Source organism: Helicobacter labacensis (genome assembly GCF_003660285.1).
Taxonomy (GTDB): domain Bacteria; phylum Campylobacterota; class Campylobacteria; order Campylobacterales; family Helicobacteraceae; genus Helicobacter; species Helicobacter labacensis.
The window spans coordinates 21,916-46,316 of record NZ_QXQQ01000012.1; the positions used below are offsets into that span (position 1 = coordinate 21,916).

Consider the following 24,401-nt stretch of genomic DNA (forward strand, 5'->3'; position numbering starts at 1 on the left):
TATCCTTTATGACGCGCTCTTTTGATCCTTGCCCTCTGCCTTCATTTTCTCGTATTTCTCCACCACTTCTTGGATATTGCCCACCATGTAAAAGGCGTTTTCGGGCACATTGTCGTATTTGCCCTCCAAAATTCCCCCAAAGCCCTCTAAAGTTTCTTTCAAGGTTACATATTTGCCCGGACTGCCCGTAAAGACTTCGGCGACAAAGAAGGGTTGGGATAAAAATTTCTCAATTTTACGCGCCCGCCCGACAATTTTTTTTATCCTCCTCAGAGAGTTCGTCCATCCCTAAAATGGCGATAATGTCTTGCAAGTCCTTATACTTTTGCAGGATCTGCTGAATCCCTGTAGCCACCCTATAATGTTCCTCGCCAATCACTTGGGGGTCTAAAATCCTAGAAGTGGAGTCTAGAGGGTCAACGGCTGGATAAATCCCCTTTTCAGCAATCTTGCGATTCAACACCGTGGTGGCATCTAAGTGCGCAAATACAGAAGCGGGCGCAGGGTCTGTTAAGTCGTCCGCAGGCACATACACCGCCTGCACAGAAGTGATCGAGCCATTCTTGGTCGAGGTGATGCGCTCTTGGAGTTTGCCCATTTCACTAGCCAGAGTGGGCTGATAACCCACCGCTGAGGGGATACGCCCTAGTAGCGCAGACATCTCAGCCCCGGATTGGGCGTATCTAAAGATGTTGTCAATGAACATCAAAATATCAAGCCCCTTTTCATCTCTAAAGTATTCTGCCATGGTCAAGCCGGTGAAGGCGATACGATTTCTAGCCCCGGGAGGCTCATTCATCTGCCCATAGCACAACGCCACCTTGTCTAGCACCCCCCCCTCTTTCATTTCAAAATACAAATCATTGCCCTCTCTAGTGCGCTCCCCCACCCCCGCAAAGACAGAATAACCGCTGTGTTTGTAAGCCACATTGTGGATGAGCTCCATAATAATGACAGTCTTGCCCACCCCCGCCCCTCCAAAAAGCCCCACCTTCCCGCCTTTAGAATAGGGGGCGAGCAAATCCACGACTTTAATGCCCGTTTCAAACATTTCGGTTTTGGTGCTCTGTTGTTCAAAAGAAGGGGCGCTTCTGTGGATAGGCCAAGTCAAAGGTTCTTTTAAACGCTCACCCCCATCGATCACCTCCCCTACCACATTGAAAATGCGTCCCAAGACTTCTTCGCCCACAGGCACTTCAATCATCTTGCCACGCGCTAGCACCTTTTGCCCTCTTGTGAGTCCCTCTGTCATGTCCATCGCGATGGTGCGCACGCGTTTATCCCCCAAGTGGGCGGCCACTTCTAACACCAAATGTTTAGCCTCCCCATCAAAATCATAAAGAACATCCAGTGCTTCGTAAATAGCGGGCAGGTAGTCTTCAAATTCCACATCTACCACAGGTCCCATGACCTGAATAATTTTGCCCTCACTCCCCTTATCTTGATTATTTGCTGTGTGTGCTGTATCCATCTGCTCTCCTCAAAAACTACTTAATGGCTTCTACGCCCGCGTTGATCTCCACAAGCTCGGTGGTGATCGCCTCTTGTCTAGCCTTGTTATAGGAAATGGTCAAGCTCTTCACTAAATCCCCGGCATTGTTGGTCGCCGTGTCCATCGCCTGCATGCGCGCGCTATGCTCTGCTGCTAAAGAATCTAGCAAGGCGTAATACATGTTAAAGTCGATGAATTTCTTAGCTAGCGCGTCTAAAATGATCCCCTCCTCATCATCTGGTTCAACCACAATCCCCTCTTGGGAACTTGGGTTAAGCTCTACAAAGTCCAAGGGCAAAATCTGTTGCACGCGCAACTCTTGGGAGATCATATTTTTAAAACCATTGTGCACGATCAACACGCTGTCGGTCAAACCATTCAAATAGTCCTGCACTGCCCCATCAATAAAAGCGCTCGCGCGCTCGTAATCCGGCGCACTACTTAGATCGATCGCCTTATCTAATAAGTCAATTCCATTGTAGCTAAAGTAAGCCACGCCTTTTTTACCAATCCCCCTTAGGCGCACCTTCACTCCCTTAGTCTTGTAAAGATTGATGTAGCGCAACACTTCTTTAATGGTTGCCATGTTGAATCCCCCACATAGTCCCTTGTCTGCGGTAACAAAGATGATGTCTAGCTTTTGGATAGCCGGATGTTCGAGTTGGGCGAAATACTTGCTCTCAATCCCCTTGATATTGCGCGCCTTGATCTTGGCACAAATATCCCCCACTACCTCATTGAGCTTTTCGGCAAACACCCTCGATTTTTTGGCGACCTCTTCGGTCTTTTTGAGTTTGGAAGTGGAAACCAACTTCATCGCACGGGTGGTTTTCTGGGTGTTCTTGACGCTGGCGATCTTTTTTCTAATATCTTTGAGACTCCCACCCATGTTAAAAGCCTAATTTAAATTCTTCGATGGCCGCCTTTAGCGCGGCTTCTAAATCTTTGTCTAGAACCTTTTTGGTGCGGATGTCTTCTAGGACATTGGGGTATTTGGATTCCAAAAAGGGATAGAGTCTCTCTTCAAAAGAAACCACCTTATTGGCCGGCACATCGTCCAAAAAGCCCTTCACCCCGGCATAGATCATCACAATTTGTTTTTCAATGGGCAAAGGCGAATAGGGGGGTTGTTTGAGCACTTCTACCATGCGTTGCCCGCGCTCTAGCTGTTTGCGGCTGGCTTCATCTAAATCCGAGGCAAACTGGGAAAAGGCTTGCAACTCCCGATACTGGGCTAAATCCAAGCGCAAGGTCCCAGCCACCTGCTTAGTGCCTTTAATTTGTGCTGCCCCACCCACCCTAGAGACAGATAGCCCCACATTGATGGCGGGGCGGATTCCTGAGTAAAACAGATCGGTTTCTAAGAAGATTTGCCCGTCCGTGATAGAGATCACATTGGTGGGGATGTAAGCGGACACATCGCCTGCTTGGGTTTCAATGATGGGCAGGGCAGTTAGAGAACCCGCGCCCTTATCATCGCTCATCTTAGCAGCGCGCTCTAGCAGTCTAGAGTGGATGTAAAACACATCTCCGGGGAAAGCCTCGCGCCCGGGAGGACGGCGCAAGATCAAAGAAATCTCCCGGTAAGCTACGGCGTGCTTACTCAAATCGTCATAAATAATCAGCGCATGTCTACCGTGATCTCTAAAATACTCTCCAATGGTTACACCCGCATAGGGGGCAAGGTATTGCATGGCTGGGGAAGCGGAGGCAGAGGCGTTCACCACCACGCTGTATTCCATCGCGCCGTATTCCTCTAGTTTACGCACCACCTGCGCTACGGTGGATTCTTTTTGCCCAATCGCAACATAGATGCAGATCACATTTTGATCTTTTTGGTTGATGATGGTATCCACCGCCACCGTGGTTTTACCGGTTTGTTTGTCCCCGATGATGAGTTCTCTTTGCCCCCGCCCAATGGGCACTAAGGCATCGATGGCTTTGATCCCGGTTTGCAAGGGCTCATGCACGGATTTGCGATCCATAATCCCCGGGGCCTTTTGTTCCACAAATCTAAATTCTTCAGCACCTATGGGACCCTTACCATCAATGGGATCGCCCAAAGTATTGATCACCCTTCCTACAACAGCGTCCCCCACAGGCACTTTCATAAGTTGCTTGGTGCGCTTGACGCTAGTGCCCTCCTTGATATGCTTGCCCCCTCCTAGCACAATCACCCCAATGCTCCCCTCTTCAAGATTGGAAGCTAGCCCGCGATCCCCCGTGTCAAACTCCACCACTTCATAGGACATCACATCTTTAAGCCCATAGACTTTCGCCACCCCATCGGCATAGGCAATCACACGCCCCACTTGGGTGATATTGATCTCTGGGGCAAAATTTTCAATCCTCTCCTTAATGATTGCGCTAATCTCTTCTGCTTTTAGCTTTAACACTCTCTCTCCTTGTCTTTAAATCGCTTCCATAATGAAATGCTTGAGTTGGTGCAAGAAGTGATCTTTATAGAAAGCCACCTCTATGCCTAGATCGGGGATTTGTAAACAAATACCCTCTTGTTCTACCAACACGCTCTGTAAACTTAGAGTGATGTTCAAAAGCGCACAAACGCGCGTCTCTAACGCGCTTAAATCTGGCACTTCCTGATTGCAATACAAATAACCTTGGTAGGCGTTTTGCTGGCGTTGCACCCACGCGCACAATTCTTTGTACACTTGGGGCAAAATACCAAAGCGCTTATGCTCGCCCACTACCTCTAAAAAGCGTTGGAAACGCGCATCACTATCCTGGGCAACATCGGCTAAGATCGCCTGCTTGGCGGTGTTGGGGTAGTAGGGGGATTGTAAAACCTCTATAAACTCTTCTATTTCATAGAGCGCGCACACGCGTTCCAAGGCTTGGAGCGCGCTCTGCAAGTCATCGCTAAAACTCTCTCTAAAGGCGCGCGCGTATCGTTTGGCTACAAGATTCATAAGAGTGCCTTATGTTGGAGTAAGCGCATGTAAGCTGAAGAATCAAAGCGCGTTTTTTGGGATTGGAACAACGCATCCAAGAGTTCACCCACCACCTCCTGCTGGACGCGTAGCTCCTCTTTATGTTTTAAGTCTTGGTTGTCTTTGATGAGTTTCTCTATGGCACTCTTGGCTTGTTGTTCGTATTTCTGGGTGAGTAAAAAAGCCTCTTGTTTGGCATTGGAGATAATTTGCCCAGCCTCTTGTTTAGCCTGTTCTAAGGCTTTAAGGGCGTTTTCCTTTTCCTCTTTGATGGCTTGGCGTTGCTCTTGCAAGCTATTGAGTCGGCTTGCGATCTTAGCGCGTCTTTGCTCCAACATGCGCTTTAAAGGACCACTGATGCAATACCACACCAAAGCGGCAAACAAAATAAAGTTGACAATTCTTAGCACGATGTCCGTTTGGGAGATGTCATGACCTGCCCCCCATAAAAACACCCCACTGCCTAAGATTCCAAATAATACATGGCGCACCAAAGCACCCCCTACATTTGAGATATTTTCTGTTGTAAAGACAACTCTAGGGCAGGCAAATCTTGGGATAATTGTAGTTTCAACGCGCTTTTACTTTCCTTTAACCCTTGCATAAACACCTCTAAGTCCTTTTGTAAATCGCTTTCCTTTTGGGCTAACACATGCTCATAATCCTGTCTAGCCTTTTGCAAACTCTCTTGCAAAATCTTGTTAGCCTGGATATGGGCTTCTTTGCGCTGGTGATCGGCTTCTTGTTTCAAACGCGCGATCTCTTGGCTGGTTTTCTCGATGAACTCCCCATCCTGACCGATCGCCCCCTGACGCGCGTCCATGTTGGCTAGCATGGGCTTGTAAATCCACGCATTAGACAGCCACACCAGCACCAAGAAAGTCAAAAATACCACCAACATCAAATACACATTGATCGAAATATCCACGCTTGATCCTTGCTTAAAAGCTCGATTCTAACAAAGCTTAGCTTAAATCACCTAGCCCCATAATAGACTTTTTCTCCAATTTGCAACCCCCCATCCTCCAACACCAGCGCATCACTTAAGGGGATTTTTGCCCCAGCGTGGTGGAAAAATACAGAGCGGTGGTGTTGGCTAAACTCTAGGCGGTAGGCTTGCAACACCTTTGCCCATGCAATGCCCTCTTGCACGCGCGCTAAAAAGCGCTCTAATAACGCGTCTTTATCCACCCCCTCTAGCGCGCTATAGCGGCGCGCCTTGAGATTAAGCCCAATCCCACACACTATACTAGCGCGCACGATCTGACTCATCACGCCCCCGATCTTAGCCTCTCCTTTATAGAGATCATTGGGCCACTTCAACCACACCTGCGCGTTTTGTAAGCTCTCTTTAAAGAGATAGCCAAAATACACACTCCAACTCTGTTTAGGCACATCGCTAGGTAGCTTTTCTAAGGGCAGGGCAAATGAAAAACTCAGGGCTTCTTCTACTTGTTCCCACCTACAGCCCCGACTCCCTACGCCAGCGCTTTGGGTCTTTGCTACCACGCACACGGGCGATTTGAGTGCACCGGTTTTAAGTTGCGCCACCAAATAGAGCTGGGTAGAGGGAAGACTCTCAAAGGTGATGATCTCCATCATGTTAGCACACTCCCTACACCCAAGCGTCTCCCAAGCAAATAAGTTTTTGCTCCCATTTTTTGTTTACTGGGGGCTTGTAAATGGGCGATTTTAAGCACACCATGCGCGCAACCCACTATAACGCTCTCATCTTCTAGGGCTAAGATACTCCCGGGTGCGTGCGCGCCTTGTTCTTGTACTAATTCTACCCCAAAGAGTTTTAATCCACTGCTTAAAAACACGCCCGGCCATGTATAATAGGCTAGAGATGTTAAAAACACCTTCTTAGCGTCTAAAAAATCTACTAGCCCATCCTGTTTGGTGATTTTAGCGCAGTAACTCGCTTGGCTGTGATCTTGAGGAATGGGTTTAAAGGGCTTGGATAAAACCTCTATTAAGGCTTGTGCGCCCAGCGGGGCTAGCAAGTGGGCTAACTCTTCTATATTCATGTAACGCTCTTTTTTAACACGGGCTATCCCCAAAATGTCGCCCGCGTCCATTTGGGCGTTCATGGCGATCACACTCACCCCAAATTCTGGCGTGTCTTTTAAAATCATCTCCTGCATGGGCGATGCGCCCCTAAATTGGGGTAAGATAGAAGCGTGCAAATTCACACAAGGGGCGATGTCCAAAAGGGCTTGGGGTAAAATTTTGCCATAGGCCACCACCACAATCACATCGGGCTTAAGGGCGCACATTTGTTCTAACACCAACGCGTCTAATTTAGCCGGTTCAAAAATAGGAATCTTTGGATAGGCATGTTGCAAAAATAATCTAGTCGCCGAAGGCTTTAGCGTTTTAGCGCGCCCAAAGGGCTTACTAGGTTGGGTAAAAAGCGCGACGATGTCAAAGTGGCGTTCTAAAAGAGTGGCTAAGACAATTTGGGCGAAAGGAGGCGTTCCCATGAAAACTAGACGCATGCGTATTCTCACAAAGAGATAGCCTTTTCCCAGATGGCTAAGGCACACAGAACACCAAGATGCTCTGCTGTGTTTCCACCCTGAAGCGCTGTCTTTGTATCCCATTGCATAGGTCTGAAAAAAGGCGGATTTCACCTTAACATAATATTGCTTATGCTTTGTTAAAATAAAGGACCTAAGGAGAGAGAGTGAAGACGCATTATTATACTTACCTAGTTTTTTTGTTATTGTTTTTTGTGGGTTGCACCGGACATCGTTCGGAATTCGCGCATTTTGATCAAGCCTACTACTCTCCGCTTGGTTTGCAAAATGCCTATAGCTTTTCTAGCAAAATGAGTCTCAAGGATCATAAAGACGGATCTTTATGGGAATTGCAAAGAGGCATGAGCGCGTTGATGTTAGGGCGTTACCAAGATTCCATTGTGGCGCTTGATGCGGCCGAAGCCCAATTTAACCACCATATCAATCTTTTCAATAAATCCTTGAGCAATGTGGGCGCGGTTTTAGTCAATGACAATGTCAAAACCTATGTGGGAAGCATTTATGAGAGCGTGTTGATGAATTACTACAAGGCGATGGACTACTTGATCATAGGCGATCCCAATGACGCGCGCGTGGAGTTTAACCGCGCCAATGACAGGCAAAGGCGCGCTAAGGAGTTTTACTACAAGCAAATTCAAAAAGCTATTGACAAAATGCACGAAAAGAGCTCCTCTAGATTGAGCGCGCAGGATTCGGATTCTAAGGTGCAGGAGGTGTTGCAGGAGGATTATTCCAATTTGGATCGTTTCAGTGCTTATAGCGACTTGATTAACCCGGCTGTGTCCTACCTTTCTGGGTTATTTTTCGCCTTGGATAATGAACGCGCTAAGGGCATTGATTATCTCAAAGAAGCCTATGGGATTAGCCATGTCATCACCATTGGTGAAGATCTGCTCTTTTTCCAGCACCCCTCTTTGCAAAAATTCACATGGGTGTTTATTGAAGATGGCAAACAAGCCACTAAACAAGAATTTAAAATCACCCTCCCCCTCCCTCTAGCCCAAGGGATGTATACCGCAAGCCTAGCCCTGCCACAATTAGTAGATGGGGTAGATTTCCACACCAGTTTTAGCTTGAACACCACCCACCAGCAAAACAAGTTTGAAGAATTGGTTTTATTAGACGATCTCATCGCCAATGAGTTTAAAAAACAACTCCCTTACATCATCACGCGCGCCATCACCTCAACGATCTTGAAAGTGGGTTTAGAAGCCATTTCTAACCAATACTTAGGGGTGCTAGGAGGACTGTTTTCTTCGCTCTATGCAGCTGTGAGCACTTCGGCAGACATCCGCTCCCCTAGCGTTTTTCCGCGTAGGATTTACACAGCGCGCGTGAGTAACACCCCTAACGAGCGCGTGCGCGTGTTAGCCGATGGGCAAGATATTTACAATTTCACGCTACTAACCTGCCAAGCGTCTGTGCCCTTGTCTCCCGACACTTTTTGTGCCAACAAGCACAATATTATCTACATTAGGAGTTTTGGTTACTCCAGTGTGGTGAAAGTTTTATGGTAGTTGGAATTTTATGTTAGAATAGCACTTTTTGAAGGAGAAGTCATGTTTGCTAGATGTCTGTTGTCTTTGGGCATTATCCCTTTATTCTTGCAAGCCCATGGCGCGCCACATTGGTACCAGAATTTCAAGGGCGATTCAGCGTATTTCTATGGCAATGGAATGGGGGACACCAAAGAGATCGCCAAGCAAAAAGCCCTGAACGATTTAGCAAGCGGAATCGTGGTGAGCGTGTCTTCTACCACCACCAGCCAAACCACACGGGATAACAACACCTTAAACAAGCATTCTAGCCAGAATATCCGCCTAGTGGTGGATTCGATCAAGTTTGTCAATGTCAAGACAGACAAACAAGAATGCGCCCACCACACCTGTTATACCCGTCTCAAACTCAACAAGAACATGTTCTTAAACACCTTAGCCAAGCGTTACCGCAATCTCTACAACACTCTGAGCACTCTGCACCCCCAAGAGGGTTGCAAGGGCATTTTCTTAAAAGAGATGCATAAGTTGCAAAGCACCCTCTCCCAAGCCATGCCTTTGCAAGAAATTCTAAACGCTTATGGGCGAGGTGTGGCTTCTCTAGCCCCCTATCAAGAGCTCATCAAGGAGAATAGCCCGCGTCCTAAGGCAAATCTTATCTACGCGCCCGGCTCGGATGCAGAGATTTCTGACGCGCTCACGGGACAATACGCGCGCTTTATCCAGCAATCTAGCGATCCGGGCTTGTATAGCATTGAAAATAAGATCTATGAGAGCACGGCAAATGGCTTGTTCCATATCGGGCTCAACCTCAATATCAAGGATTGTCAAGGTAATATCGTCTATTCCAAAATCCTAAACGCCGACCAGCCCGATCGCAGCGCAGCTATTGAACGCATCAAAGCCCAGGCGTTCAAGCAATTGCGCAATTACCAACAAGGTGTGGGCGCGGGCACGGCCGATGTGGATAGTAATAAGATCGACTTCTAACTCTAACCCCTTTTTGGGCGGGTTTGCCTAGAAACACAGAGCCTTTCATCTCCTCAGGCGGGCTAGACGCTCTGCCTCACAATGGGGCAGTGCTGACCTTGCTTGTCATCACGGGGATGACCCACAAACAAAGTTATAAAGACATCGCGATTGTGGCGGTGATCATCCCCATTTTTGCCCTAGTGGTGGGGATGTTCCTAGCTAGCTTTGGGATTTATTAGGCTTATGCATCACCTGCCCTAAAAATTACATCGGTGGGGCATTCCTCCATAAGGAGGACACAATCGCTCGATCTTTGTTTTCTAGGCAAGAGTAAAGTCAAAGTCTAGTTTCTAGCAACCTCTTAGTATAGGGGCTTTTGGGCGCGCTAAAGACGCTCTCTACACTCCCGCTCTCCACCACTTGCCCCCTCTCTACCACCAGCACAAAATCACAAATACTCTCAATCACATCTAAATCATGGCTAATAAAAAGATAACTCAGATTGAGCTTTTCTTGCAATTCTAGCAATAGCCCTAACACCACCTTTTGCATGCTCTTATCCAGCGCAGAGGTGGGTTCATCCATCACCACCACCTGCGGGTGCACAATGATCGCGCGCGCGATGGCTACCCTTTGGCGTTGCCCCCCACTGAGCTCAAAGGGGTAGTAAGTGAGATATTTTGCCTCTAGCCCCACAGCCTCTAAGCTGGCTTGTGCCACCCCTACATCCCCCCTGCCTCCCACTCCGTAAAAAGCCTCTAGCAAAATCTCTTGCACACTCCAACGCGGGTTTAAGGACGCATAGGGGTTTTGAAACACCATTTGTAAGGACTTGCGGTAGGGCTTAAAACTCTTGCGATTGAGCTGACTGACATTTTGCCCTAGCACAAATTGCTCCCCTACTGAGTTGATGAGTTTTAAAATCCCCAAAGCTAGCGAGCTCTTGCCACTGCCAGACTCCCCGATAATGCCCAAAGTTTGGCGCGCGTGTAGGCATAAATTCACCCCCTGAATGGCGATGCGCACCCTATTAGCTCCCAAAAAGCGTTTTTGCACATACTGCACCCCAAAATCTTGTAATTTCAGGGTTTCTTGCCCCTGTTGCAGGGGTTTTTTACGGGGCAGGTGGCGCGCCTCTAAGAGTAATTTAGTTGTAGGGTGGGTGGGGTTAGCAAAGAGAGTTTTAATCTCATTGTGCTCGCATAATTGCCCACTCTGCAAGACATAGACATATTCAGCCAGCCACTGCACCGCGCCTAAATCATGGCTGATGAGCAAAATCGCCATGTTATTTTGCGCGCTTAAGCTTTTGAGCAATTCTAAGATTTGCATTTGCACCTGCGCGTCTAGGGCAGTGGTGGGCTCATCGCAAATTAAAAGCTTGGGGCGGTTGATAATGCTCATAGCGATCGCCACGCGCTGGTTTTGTCCCCCGCTGAGTTGGTAGGGGTAACGCTCCAGCAAATCCATCCCCAAGCCCACTTGAGTCATTGCCTCTTCAAGGCGTGCGTTAAACTCTTGCTTGGGGCAGGTTTTATGCAGGCGCAAACTCTCAATAATTTGGGTTTTGATCTTGTGTAAGGGATTGAGCGCGCTTAGGGGTTCTTGGGCGATATAGGCGATGTCCTTACCTCTAATAGCGTGCAATTGCGCGGGTTTTAAGCGCAAAAGGTCTTGATCCTCAAACAAGATTTTACCCTTTAGGGGGCGCACAAGGGGGGTGAGTTGTAAAATCAAGCGGGCTAACGAGCTTTTTCCACTCCCACTCTCCCCCACCAAAACCACCCTTTGGGCGGGTTTGATCTCCAAAGTGATCTCTTGCAATAAAAAATCCTGCCCTACGCGCGCGCTCACGCAATCTAAGCGCAAAAGGGGTTTATTTGAAGTTGGTGGCATCAAAGGCATCTCTTACTCCTTCTCCAATGAAAACCAAAATAGAGAGCAATAGCGCGATAGCAAAAAAGCCCGCTAGGGCTAAATGCGGGGCGTAGAGATTGTTCTTGCCCTGTTCTAACAGCTCCCCTAAGGACGCGCTCCCAATAGGCATCCCAAAGCCCAAGAAGTCCAAACTTGCCAACGCCCCTATACTGCCAGCCATGATAAAGGGGATATAAGTCGTGGTCGCCACCATCGCATTAGGCAGAATGTGATAAAAGATCACGCGCGCATCGTTCACCCCTAAGGCATAAGAGGCGCGCACATAGTCCATATTACGCCCCCTGAAAAACTCTGTGCGCACCACTTGGGCTAAACCCATCCAAGAAAATGCCAACACCAAAGCCAAAAGCCACCAAAAGCTAGGAGTAAACATACTAGAGAGAATGATGAGTAAAAATAACATAGGTATCCCGCTCCAAATCTCAATGAAGCGTTGCCCCAAGAGATCTAAGAGTCCGCCATAATACCCTTGCAGTGCCCCCACTCCCACCCCCACCACCACGCTAAAGCCACTTAACAAAAGCGCAAAAAGAATAGAAACCCGATACCCATAGACCAAGCGCGCCAACACATCGCGGGCTTGATCGTCCGTGCCTAGCCAATGTTGCCAACTCGGAGGCGTGGGCGCGCTTTGCTTTAAATCCATCACGATGGTGTCGTAAGAATAGGGGATAAGAGGGCGGATCACAAAAGCGTCTTTGAGCAGATGATTTTTGACATAGGGGTCGTTATAATCCGCACTGGTGTAAAAATCCCCCCCGAAAGTGGTTTCTGGGTAGTCTTTAAAGATAGGAAAATACGCCTTGTGATCTTTGTAAATAAAAAGGGGTTTGTCATTTACCCACAGCTCCGCACCCAAGCAGAGCACAAAGAGGGCAACAAACACCACCAACGCCCACAACGCCCGCCTATTGTCCTTAAACGCCCGCCAACGCCTTGCATGCACACTCACCATATTTAACCCCTTATGACAACTTTTAAGTATTTTACAGCAAAAAGATACCAAAGAGGCTTAGTAGCACAGCATTGGGGCTTATCGTCTACGCCCACACGCCAAAGCGCGTCCCACCTCACTCAATCCCATTTTTCTCCTCCCATGTTTGGCAGTAATGTTTTTTGTAACAATGATCCTCTAGTGTGTCTAGCACATCATTATTAATTGCGTCCATATAAATTTTCTTGCCATCGCGTTTTTGGCGGTAAAAGGGATCGGGATCGCCATCAAAAGCACCGGTGTAGCTGTGCAAGACATAGCGATCGCCCTCTTGCTTGAAGAGCAGAGTCTGTGTTCTGAAGGTGGTGCTATCGCATTCTATAAAAGACTCCTCAATCTTTAACACAAACGCATCTTTTTTAAACTCCATGCTAATTTGTGAGCTCTTAGATGCGGAGTATAAAGACAAACAAAAACCCTCAAATGTTTGGGATCTCTGCGGGGTGTTCTTGCTGATATTAAAGCACATCAAGCGATGATCAATAATATGTTTATAGTCCGTGTATGTGTATGGAGAAGCATTTGCGATGAATAAACGCATCACCACACCACAATACAAAGTCTTCCCTACATGGGCTTGACTCACCTCTGTAGTATGGGCGTTGGCAACAGCAGAGGGGACAAAATTAGAATCAAGTTTTTCAGCAAAATGATCTATTTTGTTAGCCAAATAAGAAGAATCATAATCACACTCCACCCCCCACGCCACATTAGCTAGAAAGCACAAAAGCCCCAATAGCGCGCTTAATCTAGTCAATCCCATTTTTATCCGACCATGTTTGGCAATAACCTTTCTCATAGCAACGATCCTCCAAATCATCCAATACATTGTTATTAATTTTATCCATAAAAATGCGCTTGCCATCTCTTTTTTGCTCATAAAAAGGATCGAGCCCAACATCATCGTCCCAACGGCTGTATGTTTGCAACACATAGCGCTTATGCCCCTTAAGTGGCTTAAAGATTAAAGTTTTATTCTCAATATGCTCATTAGCGCATTCAACATAACGATCATCAAAGCGTAAAATAATGGCATCCTTTTTAAACTCCACATGGACTTGTAATTGAGCGGATCTAGGAAATAGATATAAACAAAAACCCTTAAACACAAAAGAGCCCTTTTTGGAAGTCTTAGTCAGCTTAAAGCACATGGCACGCATCAGGGCGTATTTGTAATATCGCGACCCTTCATCGCCCTTTAAGTCCTCCAAGCTATCCGCACCAAAAAGGCGCGCCACAAAGCCACAATACAGCGCACCCTTTACATAAGCCTTATGCACATCTAAGACATAAGCGGCTTGCTTTGGTTGGTTGGGATCGATGAGATAGTTTTGATCTAGACGGATTTTTGGGTTGATAGGCATTTTTATAAATGCCTGCGCCTGCGCTCTTAGGGCAGTGGCTTGATCAAAGTTGCACCCCAAGCCCCACGCCCCACTAATCAAGAAACACAAAAGCCCTAAAGTGCGCATTTTAAATTCCATGTTGATTTCAAATAAGGGGGACTGAGGATTTAACAAGCAAGCTAAATCCCCAAAGGAGCATACACTCCATACAACGCCACTAACACCCATCTTGATTTTTACAGTTTTTGTGCAACAATCTGTCCAACGCGCTTTGGCATGGGGTGTTTTAGCGCGCATGGGCTCTTTTGCATTTCATAATAGTGGGCTGTGCAGGACCCAAGGCTTATAGCCAAGACACATGACAACCAATATTTATTTTTCATCGTGATGCCTTATTGTGGTGGGGTTGATGTGGGGCTTTTGATCAAAGAGGGTTTGGATACGCAAGGACACCTCTGGGGTTTTTGTGGGCGTGTCTGTGTTAGTGGACTGGTTAGAGGTGTGGGTGTGCTTGAGGGTTGTGCTATAGAGTGCGCCCACACTTTGCACCACACTGGTTTTACTCACACTGGCTAATTGCACGATGTCTTGCACCCCCCCTTGTATGTGGCACAGAGATTGGATAAAATGCGCCACGCGTTGGGCTAAAAAGACTTCTAATAGAGCGCTGATAACCACCAACAAATGGGTTTCATAAGCTTGAGGGGTGCTAAGAGCAGGGATGAGGGTCTGCAACACACGGGCGTTATAAAAGGCAAGCAACACCACGAGGGGTTTATAAAAACTCAAGGCTACACATTTTCTAAGATACAGCCAGAGTATGGCTCTAGTGCTAGCAAAAAAGCCCAAAGGCAACACCAACACCCCCAAGGCTAACCACAGATAAATCTCTATAGCCACCATCAAGGCTAAACCCAGCAGTAAAGTCAATAAAGCCCCTTGAGAGAGCAACACCCCCACACCCAATAAACTAGAGGTGTTGAAACTAGAGGTGTCCATGGTCTGCAAGAGTAAACCTAGAGTGTGGAAAGTCTGATCAACTAGAAAAGCAAAATCTAGAGGCGTGTTTTGTGTGCTACGCTCTGCTGTGTGTAAAACAGAGCGCACAAGCTCCATGAGTGTGTCTGCACCATAAAAGATCAGAGTTTTCAGAGTGTTGTAAAACTCTTGGGGGTGTTTATGGGCGTAGTTGAAGAGGGTAAAAAACAACACAAATCCTAGCAAGGAAAAGAGTGTGCTCAGATGGAAAAAATCCCCCAAGCGCACCCGTTGGTATGCCCACACCATCAACACTAAGCTCAAAAGGGCATTGAGAGGGAGTTGCAAGCCCTCTAAGATGTGATCCCCCATAGAGGCTAAGAGCATTTGTGTGGGGTCCATAAAAAAGTGCAAGAGAGTTTGGTAAAACTCCACTACCACCCCTAAAGCATTGGTTTTAGATGTTTAGTGTGGGGGTATTTTAACAGATGGAGGATTTTAATGCAAGCCATTTTCTCTAGCAATAGCGCACACAAACTCAAAGAGGTGGAATTGATCCTAAACAATTTTGAGGTGCAAAGTTACCGCATGTTTTTAGGGGAGATGGAAATCTTAGAGAGTGGTGCGAGTTTTGAAGAAAACGCGTGCTTAAAAGCGCGTGTGGTTTACGATCTCTTGCAAGAGAGTCATAGGGATTTGTGTGTGTTGGCAGATGATAGTGGGCTGTGTGTGGAAGCTTTGGGAGGGATGCCCGGTATTTATAGCGCGAGATTTGCTGCCATTAAAGAGGGGGTGCATGCGATTATACAACGACGCTTTATTCTCCCCAAAGAGGACTTAGGCGACACATGCAATAATCTCAAACTCTTAGCCTGTTTGCAAGAACTAGGGCTTAGGGAGTCTAGGGCATCTTTTGTGTGTGTGGTGGGGGTGTGCGCTAGGATAGGGGGGCAATACTACCAAAAGAGTTTTAAGGGGGAGTGCAAGGGCAAGGTGATTCAAGCCCCGCTCAATCCCCAAGCCTTTGGTTATGATCCCCTATTCATCCCAGAGGGGTATAATTTGAGCTTGGATCGTCTAGAGAAAAACGCCATCTCGCACCGCTTTTTAGCGTTGCGACAATGCAGGGAGTTTTTGCAGACTCTATCTCAAAATAAGGAGTGATCATGCCTCTTGCCCCTAAACCCATTAAGTTTGTGTGTTCCTGTGGATACTCTAAGGTTATATCCTTTAAAAGCGATTGTTTGAGCGGGGCGGATTTAGCTAAACTTGGCGACACCTGCCCTAAATGCGGGAAAACAATGCAAAAAAGCGCGTTAAATTTGTTTGATTGGCTCTTTAGGGGGCGATGACGCATAGCATCCTACAACCCTCACCAAACAAGCGCGCTTAAGCTACTAGCAAAACACTGGTTTTGATCGTGTTTTATGCGTGGACGCTAACTTACAGCCGAGCTTACTATCCCACAAGACAACTAGGTTTGCCTTGACAGGGGGGGGGGGGGGGGTGATATAATGGGGATAAAACAAGCACAAAAGGGCTAGTATGCACTCACAAACTCCACCAAACCCCCTAAAAACCCAGTTTTTAGACTTACTCCAAGATCAAGAGGTGCAAGAAGCAATGTTTGCGTGGTTAAAAAAGATGTTTGCAAGCTCTAATGACGCAGTTTTAGAGCAAATAGAAGCAGTGGAACAAAGAGCGCGCCAAGAGATACAAAAGGTGCAAGAGGAATTACAAGGCTATAAAACTCAGCTAGCCACTTTAAAGCAAGACTTGAATAGCCTGCAAGAGGCAGACAAACAAAAACAAGCAGAGCTAGAACGCACGCAAGGGGCATTAGATCAAGCCCAAGCGCAATTAGAGCGCACTAAGGAGGCGTTAGATCAAGCCCACGCAGAGTTAGAAAAACACAAGATCAAGGCTTACGAACTCTTTTTGACCTTGCCCGCTCCGCTCAAACAAGGACTTAGCAATCTCTTCAATGAGGGCGATCCGCTTGCTTTTCTAGTCATTGGCACGCAGGGCAAAAATATTGAAATGCTTTGGGATTACACCAACAACGCGCTTAAAAGTGATACAGAGGGCGCACACACCCTAGTAGAAATCTTTTATGCCCTCTTTGCCTACTACGCACAAGCCACCCCCTACCAGCTAGACCCCCTAGAAGTGGGAGAGCCTTACGACCCCACCAAACACCAACGCCACCACTCTAGCACCAATGCGAGCGGACAAATTGCTAGTGTGTTGTTGCGGGGCTTTAGGCACACTAAAACCGGCGAAGTCAAAAGACAATCTGTAGTGAAAATTTAAAGGAGAATACATGGAACACACAAAAACGATTAATGGGATTCATATCCCCAAAGAACAATTAGAGGCACGAATGAATGCAAGCTGGGAGGAATTTAGCAATAATGAAAACCTTTCAAGTCCTGAGCATTCTTTTACTAAACACATTATCGCTTGCTGTGTGCTTTTTAAACAGAGTGCTGAAAAAGAGGATTTAATCCCTCTCAATGATAGAATTTTTTATTTGCCCAAAGAGAAGTTTTTTGCATTTGTGTATCAACAAAAACACGATGATAAGAACTTCAAACCAAACCCCACCCATGCGTTGGCGATTGAGCATGCAGGCAAGGCTTACCATGAGCTTAAATTGACCAAAGAACAGATCCATAATGTCCTAAACATGGTTTTTGACAAACTTCCTTTAAAACAAGCAGGGGATAACACGATAGGAAACAATATAACTTGTAAACAGCCTTATTTAAATGAAAAAGATGGACAGAGTTATCTTGCAGGATTGGGTCATCGAGGTGTGGCAACTCTAGTCGATTGGACTTTAGACCTTGTGCCCACCCCGCAGTCCTTTAAAGAGGTTTTTACTTTCCTATACCCTTGTCTAACACTATTGCAAATGGGTATCCAGCTTCCATGCCTACGCGACAGCACCGATCATGCTATCTTGCGTAATTTTGAATACGATCTTTACAGGAAAAAATGGATACTTAGAGCCTTTAACATCCCGCCAGTTGCTGAAAGCTTTTCTGGGGATTTTATCTTAGCCGATCGCACCCGTGCAGGTATCCAAGAATACGACTCTAAAATGCTCACCGATCCTAACCGCGGATTATGGGAGCTTTGGGGAGAACAGGGAGGCGTATTCGTGTTGTTTAAAACCCCCGCAGTGGCTAGAAACCCCAAAGCAGATATTAAAAACGGGCTAGTAGGGATTGACTTTGGCACGGCTAGTACGGCGGTAGTCTATCAAGAGGAGAGCGCGTCAATTCATCTCATGCGCATTGCTCCAAGCAATGTTAGTGAAGGTCATTATGAAAACCCAACCAGTATTTGTTTTGAAGATTTGACCCGCTTTTTACAAAGCTACCGCGCACAAAAAGGTCGCCCCAAGACTAGGTGGGATGATGTGAATACTGCCCATGTTGCCCAAAGCTCTAAAGGGAATCCTACGGGCTATTTAAATGGACTCAAACAATGGGCAGGCAATAAGCACCAAAAATTCCAAATTACAGACAAGCAAAAAACACACTTTGAAGTGAAGGGTGCTTTGGATTTAAGAGGCGATGATCTCAACCCCATTGAGATTTACGCCTACTATCTAGGGCTTTACATCAACAACCAGTATCACGGGATTTACTTAAATTATCTGCTCTCTTTCCCGGTAACCTATGAACAAGAAGTGCGTCAAATGATCTTAGAGAGTTTTAAAAGGGGCTTGGCTAAATCGCTACCCAATAGCCTACATGCACAGGGCGTGGCAGATCGACTTAAAGTTGAGGAGGGGGCGAGCGAGCCAGCAGCCTATGCGATCATGGCTTTAGAAGGTTATGGCTTTGAGCCTAGCGCAGAGGAGCGGGTTTATTATGGAGTCTTTGACTTTGGAGGCGGAACGACAGATTTTGACTTTGGACTTTTTAAAGAAGCCCCACAGGCTAGCCGTTATGATTATATCTTAGAACACTTTGGCGCAGGGGGCGATCGCTACTTGGGCGGAGAACACTTGCTGGAGTTAGCTAGCCTTGAGGTTATTAAATATAATAAGGATAAGCTACTCCAACAACACATTCCCTTTAAAAAACCCGCAGAGGGCAAGCCTTTCTCAGGAAGTGAGATTTTGCTTAGTGAATCCCAAGAGGCACGCGCTAACACCCAAAAGCTAGTAGAATTACTTAGACCCCTTTGGGAGGGCAGAGAATTTGAAGGCAAGGAGGAGAGCACATTTTCTTTTAGTGGATACAATCGTGATGGAGGACCAGCGGTTGCATCCCTAGATTTTGATTCTAAGAAAATCTTAGCCCTTTTTAAAGAGCGCATTAAAAGAGGGGTAGAAAATTTCTTTGGGGAATTTGTGCATGCCACTAACGCTTACTTTAACTCTAGGGGCGATAGTGCTAGGGATATTGACTCGTTTCACATTTTCTCAGCGGGTAATGCGAGCAAATCCGCCTTTGTTACAGAACTCTTTAAAGAGAAGATTACCCAGATCAAAGCAGAGATGGAACAAGAGGGACTTCAAGAGATCGAGTTTATCGTGCATCAGCCACTAGGTGGGGAGGATTTAGAAAAACCCAATGGCAAAACGGGGGTGGCTTTTGGGCTCATAAAAGCGCGCAGGGGTGGGTCGATCCAAGTGATCGATTACAATGTAGAGGAGAACATCAAGTTCAAATACTTCTTGGGGCGTTCTAAAAAGCGCAAGTTTTATACTTTAGTGGCACGCAACCAGCCCTATAACCAGTGGGTGCAATTCTTAGATGCCTCCGAGAGCCATTTTGAAGTCTATTATACCTCCCATGCCAGTGCTAGCACCAATACACTTAGTCTTGAAGATAGTGCGATTAAGAAAAAAGCCTTAGAAACGGGCATGGTAAGCGATCGCGCCTTTATCTTTGTGCGCTTGGTAAGTCCTAGTGAATTTGAATTTGTCGTAGCGACGCAAGAAGGACTAGAGAGTGGGGAGTATCTCACAGAAATCAATAAGGTAAAACTATGAATAACATCAACACCACAGATTACCAAACTCTCATTAGGGGCTATCGCGATCAGGGCAGAGTGCTAGCCCTAGCAACTAATGCACACTTAGAGGCGCGCGACATCCATTTTTACCATATCCAAGAGCTCACCTTTGAGAAGGACAGCCCCCGTAGAGAAGCCTTTGAAAATGTGATCAGCATGGCGCGTATGGAGGGGGCATTGCTGGTGTATTTGATTCTAGGTGATACTCACGGAGTGTCTTTTTTTGTAGGTATGGCTAAGGATAAAACTTATCAAGGCAATTTAGAGTTAGATATTGATGACTTATCCACAAGGGTGCTCAAACCTAGCATTGAGGGCAATTTTAGAGGCTCTAAGGTGGAAAAGATAGAGAGGGAGCACAAAGACGCGCTATTGGATCAAGTCCGCAAGATGAAGAGATTTGCACGCATGGACGGCGTGCCTAGCCTCTACAAAGACAAGGAAAATTTTCAAGGGATCGATCGGCTTGTGGATATTATGAGTGGGGACACCTTCGCCCTATTGATTTTAGCCAAGCCCTTTAGCAAGACTTACACCAACCAGCTAGAAACCGAGCTGTTTAAATTTTACAACGATCTAGCTCCTATGGCTAAACAATCCATCCAGAAGAACGAGGGGAGTAGCACTAGTGAGAATTATTCTAAGAATGAGGGGAGTTCTAGGGCGGAGGGGACTAATGCCTCATGGGCAGAAGCGGAGGCTAAAAACGAGGGTTGGAGCAAATCCAAGGGGGAAAGCACCAACAATTCACAAGGCAATAGCAATTACAGCACTAATGATACTGCCAATGAGGGCACTTCTCACACCAAGACAAAAACACAGGGCACTTCTACCACCAACACCACTAATAAAGGCGAAACTAAGGGCAGTAGCACCACTACCAACACTAGCGAAACCTTAAGCGTTGATCGCACCAATAAGACAGCCAGCGAGTGGATGAAATACCTTGATGAAGTGCTTTTAAAGCGGCTCAACTTTGGGCGTAGCAAGGGTTTATTTCACACCTGTATTTATCTAGCCGCCCAGCAAAATGGGCATTTGAGCAAGCTAGGCGGGGCGATTAGGGCAATCTTTTCAGGCGATGAGAATAACCAAGCCCCCTTGCAGATGCAATTTTTAGAGGAAAATAACGATGCCTACGAGATTGAAGTTTTAAAAAACTTCCAAATCTCTCAAATTTCTCTCCCCCAGCAGGGCAAACACGCGCAGGCTTTGCGGCTTTTATTTTCAAGGGATTTAACCACCCAATCTAGCTGGCTCTCCACCAGTGAGCTAGGCGTGATCGCTACCCTGCCTAAAAAGGAAGTGGTGGGCTTGCCCTTGCGTGAGGAGGTAGAATTTGGTTTGAATGTCAAAAGGGGGACTACTAGCGGGGCGCATTTAAACTTAGGAAAAATGGTGCAAAGTGGGAGAGTCTTAGAACAATGCGTGCATTTGCAAAAATCTTGGCTGGATAAGCATATTTTTGTGGCTGGAGTTACAGGCTCGGGCAAAACCACCACTTGTCAAAGTTTGCTTAAGAGTGCGGGTATGCCCTTTTTGGTGATCGAGCCGGCTAAAACGGAGTATCGTGCCTTGCTAGAGGATAGCCAGTTTCAAGAGAATTTGTTAGTCTTCACTTTGGGCAACCCCAAACTCGCCCCCTTTAAACTCAACCCCTTTGAGTTCTTCCCCCATGAGAACATCACCTCTAGGGTGGGGATGATTAAAGCCAATATTGAAGCCGCCTTTGACATGGAGGCAGCTATCCCCCAAATCATAGAAGCCGCGCTTTATGAGTGTTATAAAGACTATGGCTGGGACATCAACACCTCCACCAATACGCGCTTTACAAACCCCTTTGATCCGGGGGTCTTTGCCTTCCCCACTCTAAGCGATCTCTACCACAAAACCACCAAGATCGTAGAACAACAAGGCTTTGATCAACGCCTCAAAGACGATTATATCGGCTCGATCAACGCCAGATTACAAGGGCTTTTAGTGGGGTCTAAAGCCCTCTTACTCAACAACGATCGCGGGCTTAACTTTGTGGATTTGCTCGAAAAAAATGTGATCCTAGAGTTGGAGGAGATCAAAAACGGGGGTGAAAAGTCGCTGATTATGGGTTTTATTTTGATCCAAATCAACGAGGCATTAAAAATCAAACACCAAGCCTACAAAGACAGGGGGGAGGATTTTAAACACATCACCCTCATAGAGGAGGCACACCGCTTGCTAAGCAAGGTAGATTATGGGGATAGCCCCAATAAAAAACTAGGAGTGGAGAGTTTTAGCGATATGCTTGCTGAAGTGCGCAAATACGGGGAGAGTTTGATCATTGTGGATCAAATCCCCAACAAACTCACCTCAGAGGTGCTTAAAAACACCAACACGAAGATCGTGCACCGCCTCTTTGCTAAGGACGATAAAGAAGCCATTGGCAATACAATGGCACTAGAGGACGAACAAAAGAACTTTTTATCGCATTTAGAAACCGGACGCGCCATCATCTCTAACCCCGACTTTTTAAAGCCCATTCAAGTGCAAATCACCCCCCAAACCAACACCAGCGCAAGGGGCATTGATGCCGCCTTGATCGCCCAAAAGGCACGCGCATTTTATCAACGCGAGTATAAAAGCGGAGTGCTCTTGTCTTTAGAACACCAAGAACCCAGCTTAGAGGAGGTGGAGCAAGCCTTGAGCTATGATTTTTATAGTTTTAGCTTAGCGTGGAGAAAGATTTTCCTAGACCACTCTATCACACTAGAACCTTTGCGCGCTCTCAAGGCTAAAGTGCCCCACAATTTGGAGTATTTGGCTGATTATTTGATGCGTAAATTTTACGCTAATAGCGGTCTGCCCGAACAGACTAAAAAAGCTTTACTCTTTGTGCTCAATAAAGCATTGAATACGCAGGAGAAAGAGATTGAGTATGCCAATCATATCAATTTAAACTTGAAAGATTTGAAAAGGCCTGAGTATGGGATATGAGAGCATAATCGTAAATGCAATATGGCACGCAGCACATGAGGTTGGAAGAAAAGTGGGCATGCATCCTACCTCATATCAACATAAACAGGAACAAGAAAACAAACCGCACAAATTTGAGCAATACAAAGCCGAGATTGAGGCAGTGAAAAAGAGGGTTAAAGAAAAACAAGTGGCATTTAATGCCTTGCAAAAACCACAGAAAGGATAGATATGGGATTGTTTAGTGCAATAGGGAGTTTTGTTAGCGGAGTGTGTAGTGCTATTGGAAGTTTAGCTAGCAGTATAGGCGCGGGGTTAGCCAGTTTGGGGGCGACTTTGGCAAGTTTAGGGTCGAGCTTGTTGCCCATTGTGGGGGTGATTTTTGCAGTGGCACAGGTGTTAGGCATTTTTGGGAAAGAGGACAAGGTAGATGACCTTCCAGACTTGGGCTATCAAATGGCAAATTGTGATAAAAAGCCTGAGGATTTTGAGAGCACTCAGGCATATATTGCACATGTGAGAGCCAATGTAGAAAAGCCCTCTTTAGAAGCAAAAGAAAAATGGAGCGATGCAGAAAAACTCAAATACACCGCACTAGGCGCGGCTGGATCGCTTAAAGCCATTGAGGAGATCAAGGGGGTTAGTCTTAGCCCTGAAAACTGGGTAACCTTGAGCACGCATGTGCAAGAGGCAGGAGGCACAGACACGCACAAAGCTAAAGTCTTAGAGGGAGTGTTAGACAATTTTAAGGGCGCGCAGATGGACAAACTCACCCAGCACTTAGAGGGCAAGTTAGAGAGCGCGCAAGATCGTATTCTAGTCTCTGATAAACTCAATGACATGTATCAAGCCTTGAACCCGGATATGAGTGCTAAAGAGGTGTATCAAGAGGTAGAAAAATTTGAAAAACCCGTTAGGATAGGAAAGGTCGATGGCTAATTTTTTAATCGTGCATGTGAATGGTCAAATCGGGGTAGGGGAGTTTAAGCCTAGCGGTTTTGAGGTGCTTAGATTTGATGGGGAGTTATGGCAGGAGTTTGACTCTGAGAGCTTTTGGGAATGGTTTATGGACAAGGCGGAGCCAGATTTGAGCGCAGAGCATGGCTTTGTGATTGTTAGCGATCAAGAGAATTTTACAATCGCCACAGAGATACGCATTGCAACTAGCCTTGATCTTAGCCAAGAAGCTGTGCAACAAGCTTTAGGATATTTTGTTAGAAGTGCAGAAAATCTTAACCTAATGACTTACCCCGAGGGCTTGCAAATTGCAGAAGGGACACAAATCTCACAGAACCAACAAACTCCCCAAACCAGCGTGCCACAAAATAATCTATCTGATTCTGAACAATGTGGTCCTATTTTGCGCCTTTGCGAGCGTGAGATGGAGAAATACCGGAAAAAGTGAGGTTTTTTCTAGGTTGGTGTTTCAAGTTATTTTTTGCTGGGATATTTTAATGACACCCTCACCCTAAATTTTGTTTTCCATGCTATCATACCCTCAATTCACATAAGGAGCTTGCATGCAACACATTTCCAACCAACTCTCCCAACACCTCAAAGCCACCAAGCGCACACACCGCTTGTTTTTATCCCTAGCCCAAGATATGGGGGGGGGGGGGGTGATGCCCTCCAAGAGGAGGTTAGCGATTTAAGCACTAAGTTTAGCCAACTCTTAGACACCCTCAACACCTTTAACAAAGCCCTA

The 24,401-nt window shown here is 46.5% G+C and carries 24 protein-coding genes, 1 other RNA gene and 1 pseudogene; 12 read left to right on the plus strand and 14 right to left on the minus strand.

Annotated elements, in window-relative coordinates; all coding sequences use genetic code 11:
* Positions 1 to 6 precede the first annotated feature (6 nt).
* The 9 genes and pseudogenes from atpD to ffs all read right to left on the minus strand — a co-directional run bounded on the left by atpD (position 7) and on the right by ffs (position 7,065).
* Positions 7 to 1,471 (minus strand): annotated as a pseudogene (gene atpD, locus EAO33_RS04960) (F0F1 ATP synthase subunit beta).
* A 16-nt stretch (positions 1,472 to 1,487) separates the two neighbouring features.
* Positions 1,488 to 2,381, minus strand: coding sequence for an ATP synthase F1 subunit gamma (gene atpG, locus EAO33_RS04965; RefSeq protein WP_120945550.1), 894 nt, complete (start codon positions 2,379 to 2,381; stop codon positions 1,488 to 1,490).
* Between the two features lies 1 nt (position 2,382).
* Complete coding sequence (gene atpA, locus EAO33_RS04970) at positions 2,383 to 3,888, minus strand: F0F1 ATP synthase subunit alpha (protein WP_120945552.1); 1,506 nt, start codon at positions 3,886 to 3,888, stop codon at positions 2,383 to 2,385.
* Between the two features lie 15 nt (positions 3,889 to 3,903).
* Positions 3,904 to 4,422 (minus strand): F0F1 ATP synthase subunit delta, encoded by a 519-nt coding sequence (locus tag EAO33_RS04975; RefSeq protein WP_120945554.1) that lies wholly within the window; start codon positions 4,420 to 4,422, stop codon positions 3,904 to 3,906.
* Positions 4,419 to 4,934 carry a F0F1 ATP synthase subunit B family protein gene (locus EAO33_RS04980; protein WP_120945598.1) on the minus strand — a complete coding sequence of 172 codons (516 nt, stop codon included), beginning with the start codon at positions 4,932 to 4,934 and terminating at the stop codon, positions 4,419 to 4,421. The genes EAO33_RS04975 and EAO33_RS04980 overlap by 4 nt, the downstream gene beginning before the upstream one ends.
* A gap of 11 nt (positions 4,935 to 4,945) precedes the next feature.
* Entirely contained in the window at positions 4,946 to 5,371 is a 426-nt protein-coding gene (locus EAO33_RS04985) for a F0F1 ATP synthase subunit B family protein (protein WP_120945556.1), read from the minus strand.
* Between the two features lie 47 nt (positions 5,372 to 5,418).
* A complete protein-coding gene (locus tag EAO33_RS04990; RefSeq protein ID WP_235853063.1) occupies positions 5,419 to 6,045 on the minus strand; it encodes a biotin--[acetyl-CoA-carboxylase] ligase in 627 nt (208 codons plus the stop codon).
* Positions 6,042 to 6,944 carry a methionyl-tRNA formyltransferase gene (locus tag EAO33_RS04995; protein ID WP_120945560.1) on the minus strand — a complete coding sequence of 301 codons (903 nt, stop codon included), beginning with the start codon at positions 6,942 to 6,944 and terminating at the stop codon, positions 6,042 to 6,044. Before EAO33_RS04995 ends, EAO33_RS04990 begins: the two co-directional genes overlap by 4 nt.
* Positions 6,945 to 6,967: 23 nt before the next feature.
* Positions 6,968 to 7,065: signal recognition particle sRNA small type (gene ffs / locus EAO33_RS09970), an RNA gene on the minus strand.
* A gap of 67 nt (positions 7,066 to 7,132) precedes the next feature.
* Here ffs and EAO33_RS05000 point away from each other — a divergent pair.
* Genes EAO33_RS05000 through EAO33_RS05010 form a run of 3 tightly spaced genes read left to right on the plus strand, consistent with a single transcriptional unit; the run spans position 7,133 to position 9,693 of the window.
* Positions 7,133 to 8,503, plus strand: a complete 1,371-nt coding sequence (locus tag EAO33_RS05000) for a COG3014 family protein (protein WP_205589508.1) — start codon at positions 7,133 to 7,135, stop codon at positions 8,501 to 8,503.
* 42 nt (positions 8,504 to 8,545) lie between these two features.
* Positions 8,546 to 9,472: an LPP20 family lipoprotein gene (locus tag EAO33_RS05005; protein ID WP_120945562.1), complete on the plus strand. Its 927-nt coding sequence runs from the start codon at positions 8,546 to 8,548 to the stop codon at positions 9,470 to 9,472.
* A gap of 23 nt (positions 9,473 to 9,495) precedes the next feature.
* Positions 9,496 to 9,693: a hypothetical protein gene (locus EAO33_RS05010; protein WP_235853064.1), complete on the plus strand. Its 198-nt coding sequence runs from the start codon at positions 9,496 to 9,498 to the stop codon at positions 9,691 to 9,693.
* Between the two features lie 97 nt (positions 9,694 to 9,790).
* On the opposite strand, the gene EAO33_RS05015 is transcribed toward EAO33_RS05010, so the two are convergent.
* From EAO33_RS05015 to EAO33_RS05035, 5 genes are all read right to left on the minus strand, one after another.
* A complete protein-coding gene (locus tag EAO33_RS05015) occupies positions 9,791 to 11,359 on the minus strand; it encodes a dipeptide ABC transporter ATP-binding protein (RefSeq protein ID WP_120945564.1) in 1,569 nt (522 codons plus the stop codon).
* The gene (locus EAO33_RS05020) at positions 11,331 to 12,347 is read right to left on the minus strand and encodes an ABC transporter permease (protein ID WP_120945566.1); all 1,017 of its coding nucleotides are present in this window, start codon (positions 12,345 to 12,347) and stop codon (positions 11,331 to 11,333) included. The genes EAO33_RS05015 and EAO33_RS05020 overlap by 29 nt, the downstream gene beginning before the upstream one ends.
* 115 nt (positions 12,348 to 12,462) lie before the next feature.
* A complete protein-coding gene (locus EAO33_RS05025; protein WP_120945568.1) occupies positions 12,463 to 13,149 on the minus strand; it encodes a hypothetical protein in 687 nt (228 codons plus the stop codon).
* Complete coding sequence (locus EAO33_RS05030) at positions 13,136 to 14,029, minus strand: hypothetical protein (RefSeq protein WP_120945570.1); 894 nt, start codon at positions 14,027 to 14,029, stop codon at positions 13,136 to 13,138. Before EAO33_RS05030 ends, EAO33_RS05025 begins: the two co-directional genes overlap by 14 nt.
* A 75-nt stretch (positions 14,030 to 14,104) precedes the next feature.
* Complete coding sequence (locus tag EAO33_RS05035; protein WP_120945572.1) at positions 14,105 to 15,145, minus strand: hypothetical protein; 1,041 nt, start codon at positions 15,143 to 15,145, stop codon at positions 14,105 to 14,107.
* 66 nt (positions 15,146 to 15,211) lie between these two features.
* Between EAO33_RS05035 and EAO33_RS05040 the strand changes: the two genes are divergently transcribed.
* The 9 genes from EAO33_RS05040 to EAO33_RS09730 all read left to right on the plus strand — a co-directional run bounded on the left by EAO33_RS05040 (position 15,212) and on the right by EAO33_RS09730 (position 24,348).
* A complete protein-coding gene (locus tag EAO33_RS05040; RefSeq protein ID WP_120945574.1) occupies positions 15,212 to 15,874 on the plus strand; it encodes a non-canonical purine NTP pyrophosphatase in 663 nt (220 codons plus the stop codon).
* Between the two features lie 2 nt (positions 15,875 to 15,876).
* Positions 15,877 to 16,062, plus strand: coding sequence for a hypothetical protein (locus EAO33_RS05045; RefSeq protein WP_120945576.1), 186 nt, complete (start codon positions 15,877 to 15,879; stop codon positions 16,060 to 16,062).
* A 193-nt stretch (positions 16,063 to 16,255) separates the two neighbouring features.
* Positions 16,256 to 17,023 (plus strand): efflux RND transporter periplasmic adaptor subunit, encoded by a 768-nt coding sequence (locus tag EAO33_RS05050; RefSeq protein ID WP_120945578.1) that lies wholly within the window; start codon positions 16,256 to 16,258, stop codon positions 17,021 to 17,023.
* Positions 17,024 to 17,033: 10 nt separating this feature from the next.
* Positions 17,034 to 19,724, plus strand: a complete 2,691-nt coding sequence (locus EAO33_RS05055) for an acetate and sugar kinases/Hsc70/actin family protein (RefSeq protein ID WP_120945580.1) — start codon at positions 17,034 to 17,036, stop codon at positions 19,722 to 19,724.
* Complete coding sequence (locus EAO33_RS05060; RefSeq protein WP_120945582.1) at positions 19,721 to 22,717, plus strand: ATP-binding protein; 2,997 nt, start codon at positions 19,721 to 19,723, stop codon at positions 22,715 to 22,717. Before EAO33_RS05055 ends, EAO33_RS05060 begins: the two co-directional genes overlap by 4 nt.
* Complete coding sequence (locus EAO33_RS05065) at positions 22,707 to 22,925, plus strand: hypothetical protein (RefSeq protein ID WP_120945584.1); 219 nt, start codon at positions 22,707 to 22,709, stop codon at positions 22,923 to 22,925. The genes EAO33_RS05060 and EAO33_RS05065 overlap by 11 nt, the downstream gene beginning before the upstream one ends.
* 2 nt (positions 22,926 to 22,927) lie before the next feature.
* Positions 22,928 to 23,635, plus strand: coding sequence for a hypothetical protein (locus tag EAO33_RS05070; protein ID WP_120945586.1), 708 nt, complete (start codon positions 22,928 to 22,930; stop codon positions 23,633 to 23,635).
* Positions 23,628 to 24,101 (plus strand): hypothetical protein, encoded by a 474-nt coding sequence (locus EAO33_RS05075; RefSeq protein WP_120945588.1) that lies wholly within the window; start codon positions 23,628 to 23,630, stop codon positions 24,099 to 24,101. The genes EAO33_RS05070 and EAO33_RS05075 overlap by 8 nt, the downstream gene beginning before the upstream one ends.
* A gap of 115 nt (positions 24,102 to 24,216) precedes the next feature.
* A complete protein-coding gene (locus tag EAO33_RS09730) occupies positions 24,217 to 24,348 on the plus strand; it encodes a hypothetical protein (RefSeq protein ID WP_268877465.1) in 132 nt (43 codons plus the stop codon).
* Positions 24,349 to 24,401: the final 53 nt, after the last annotated feature.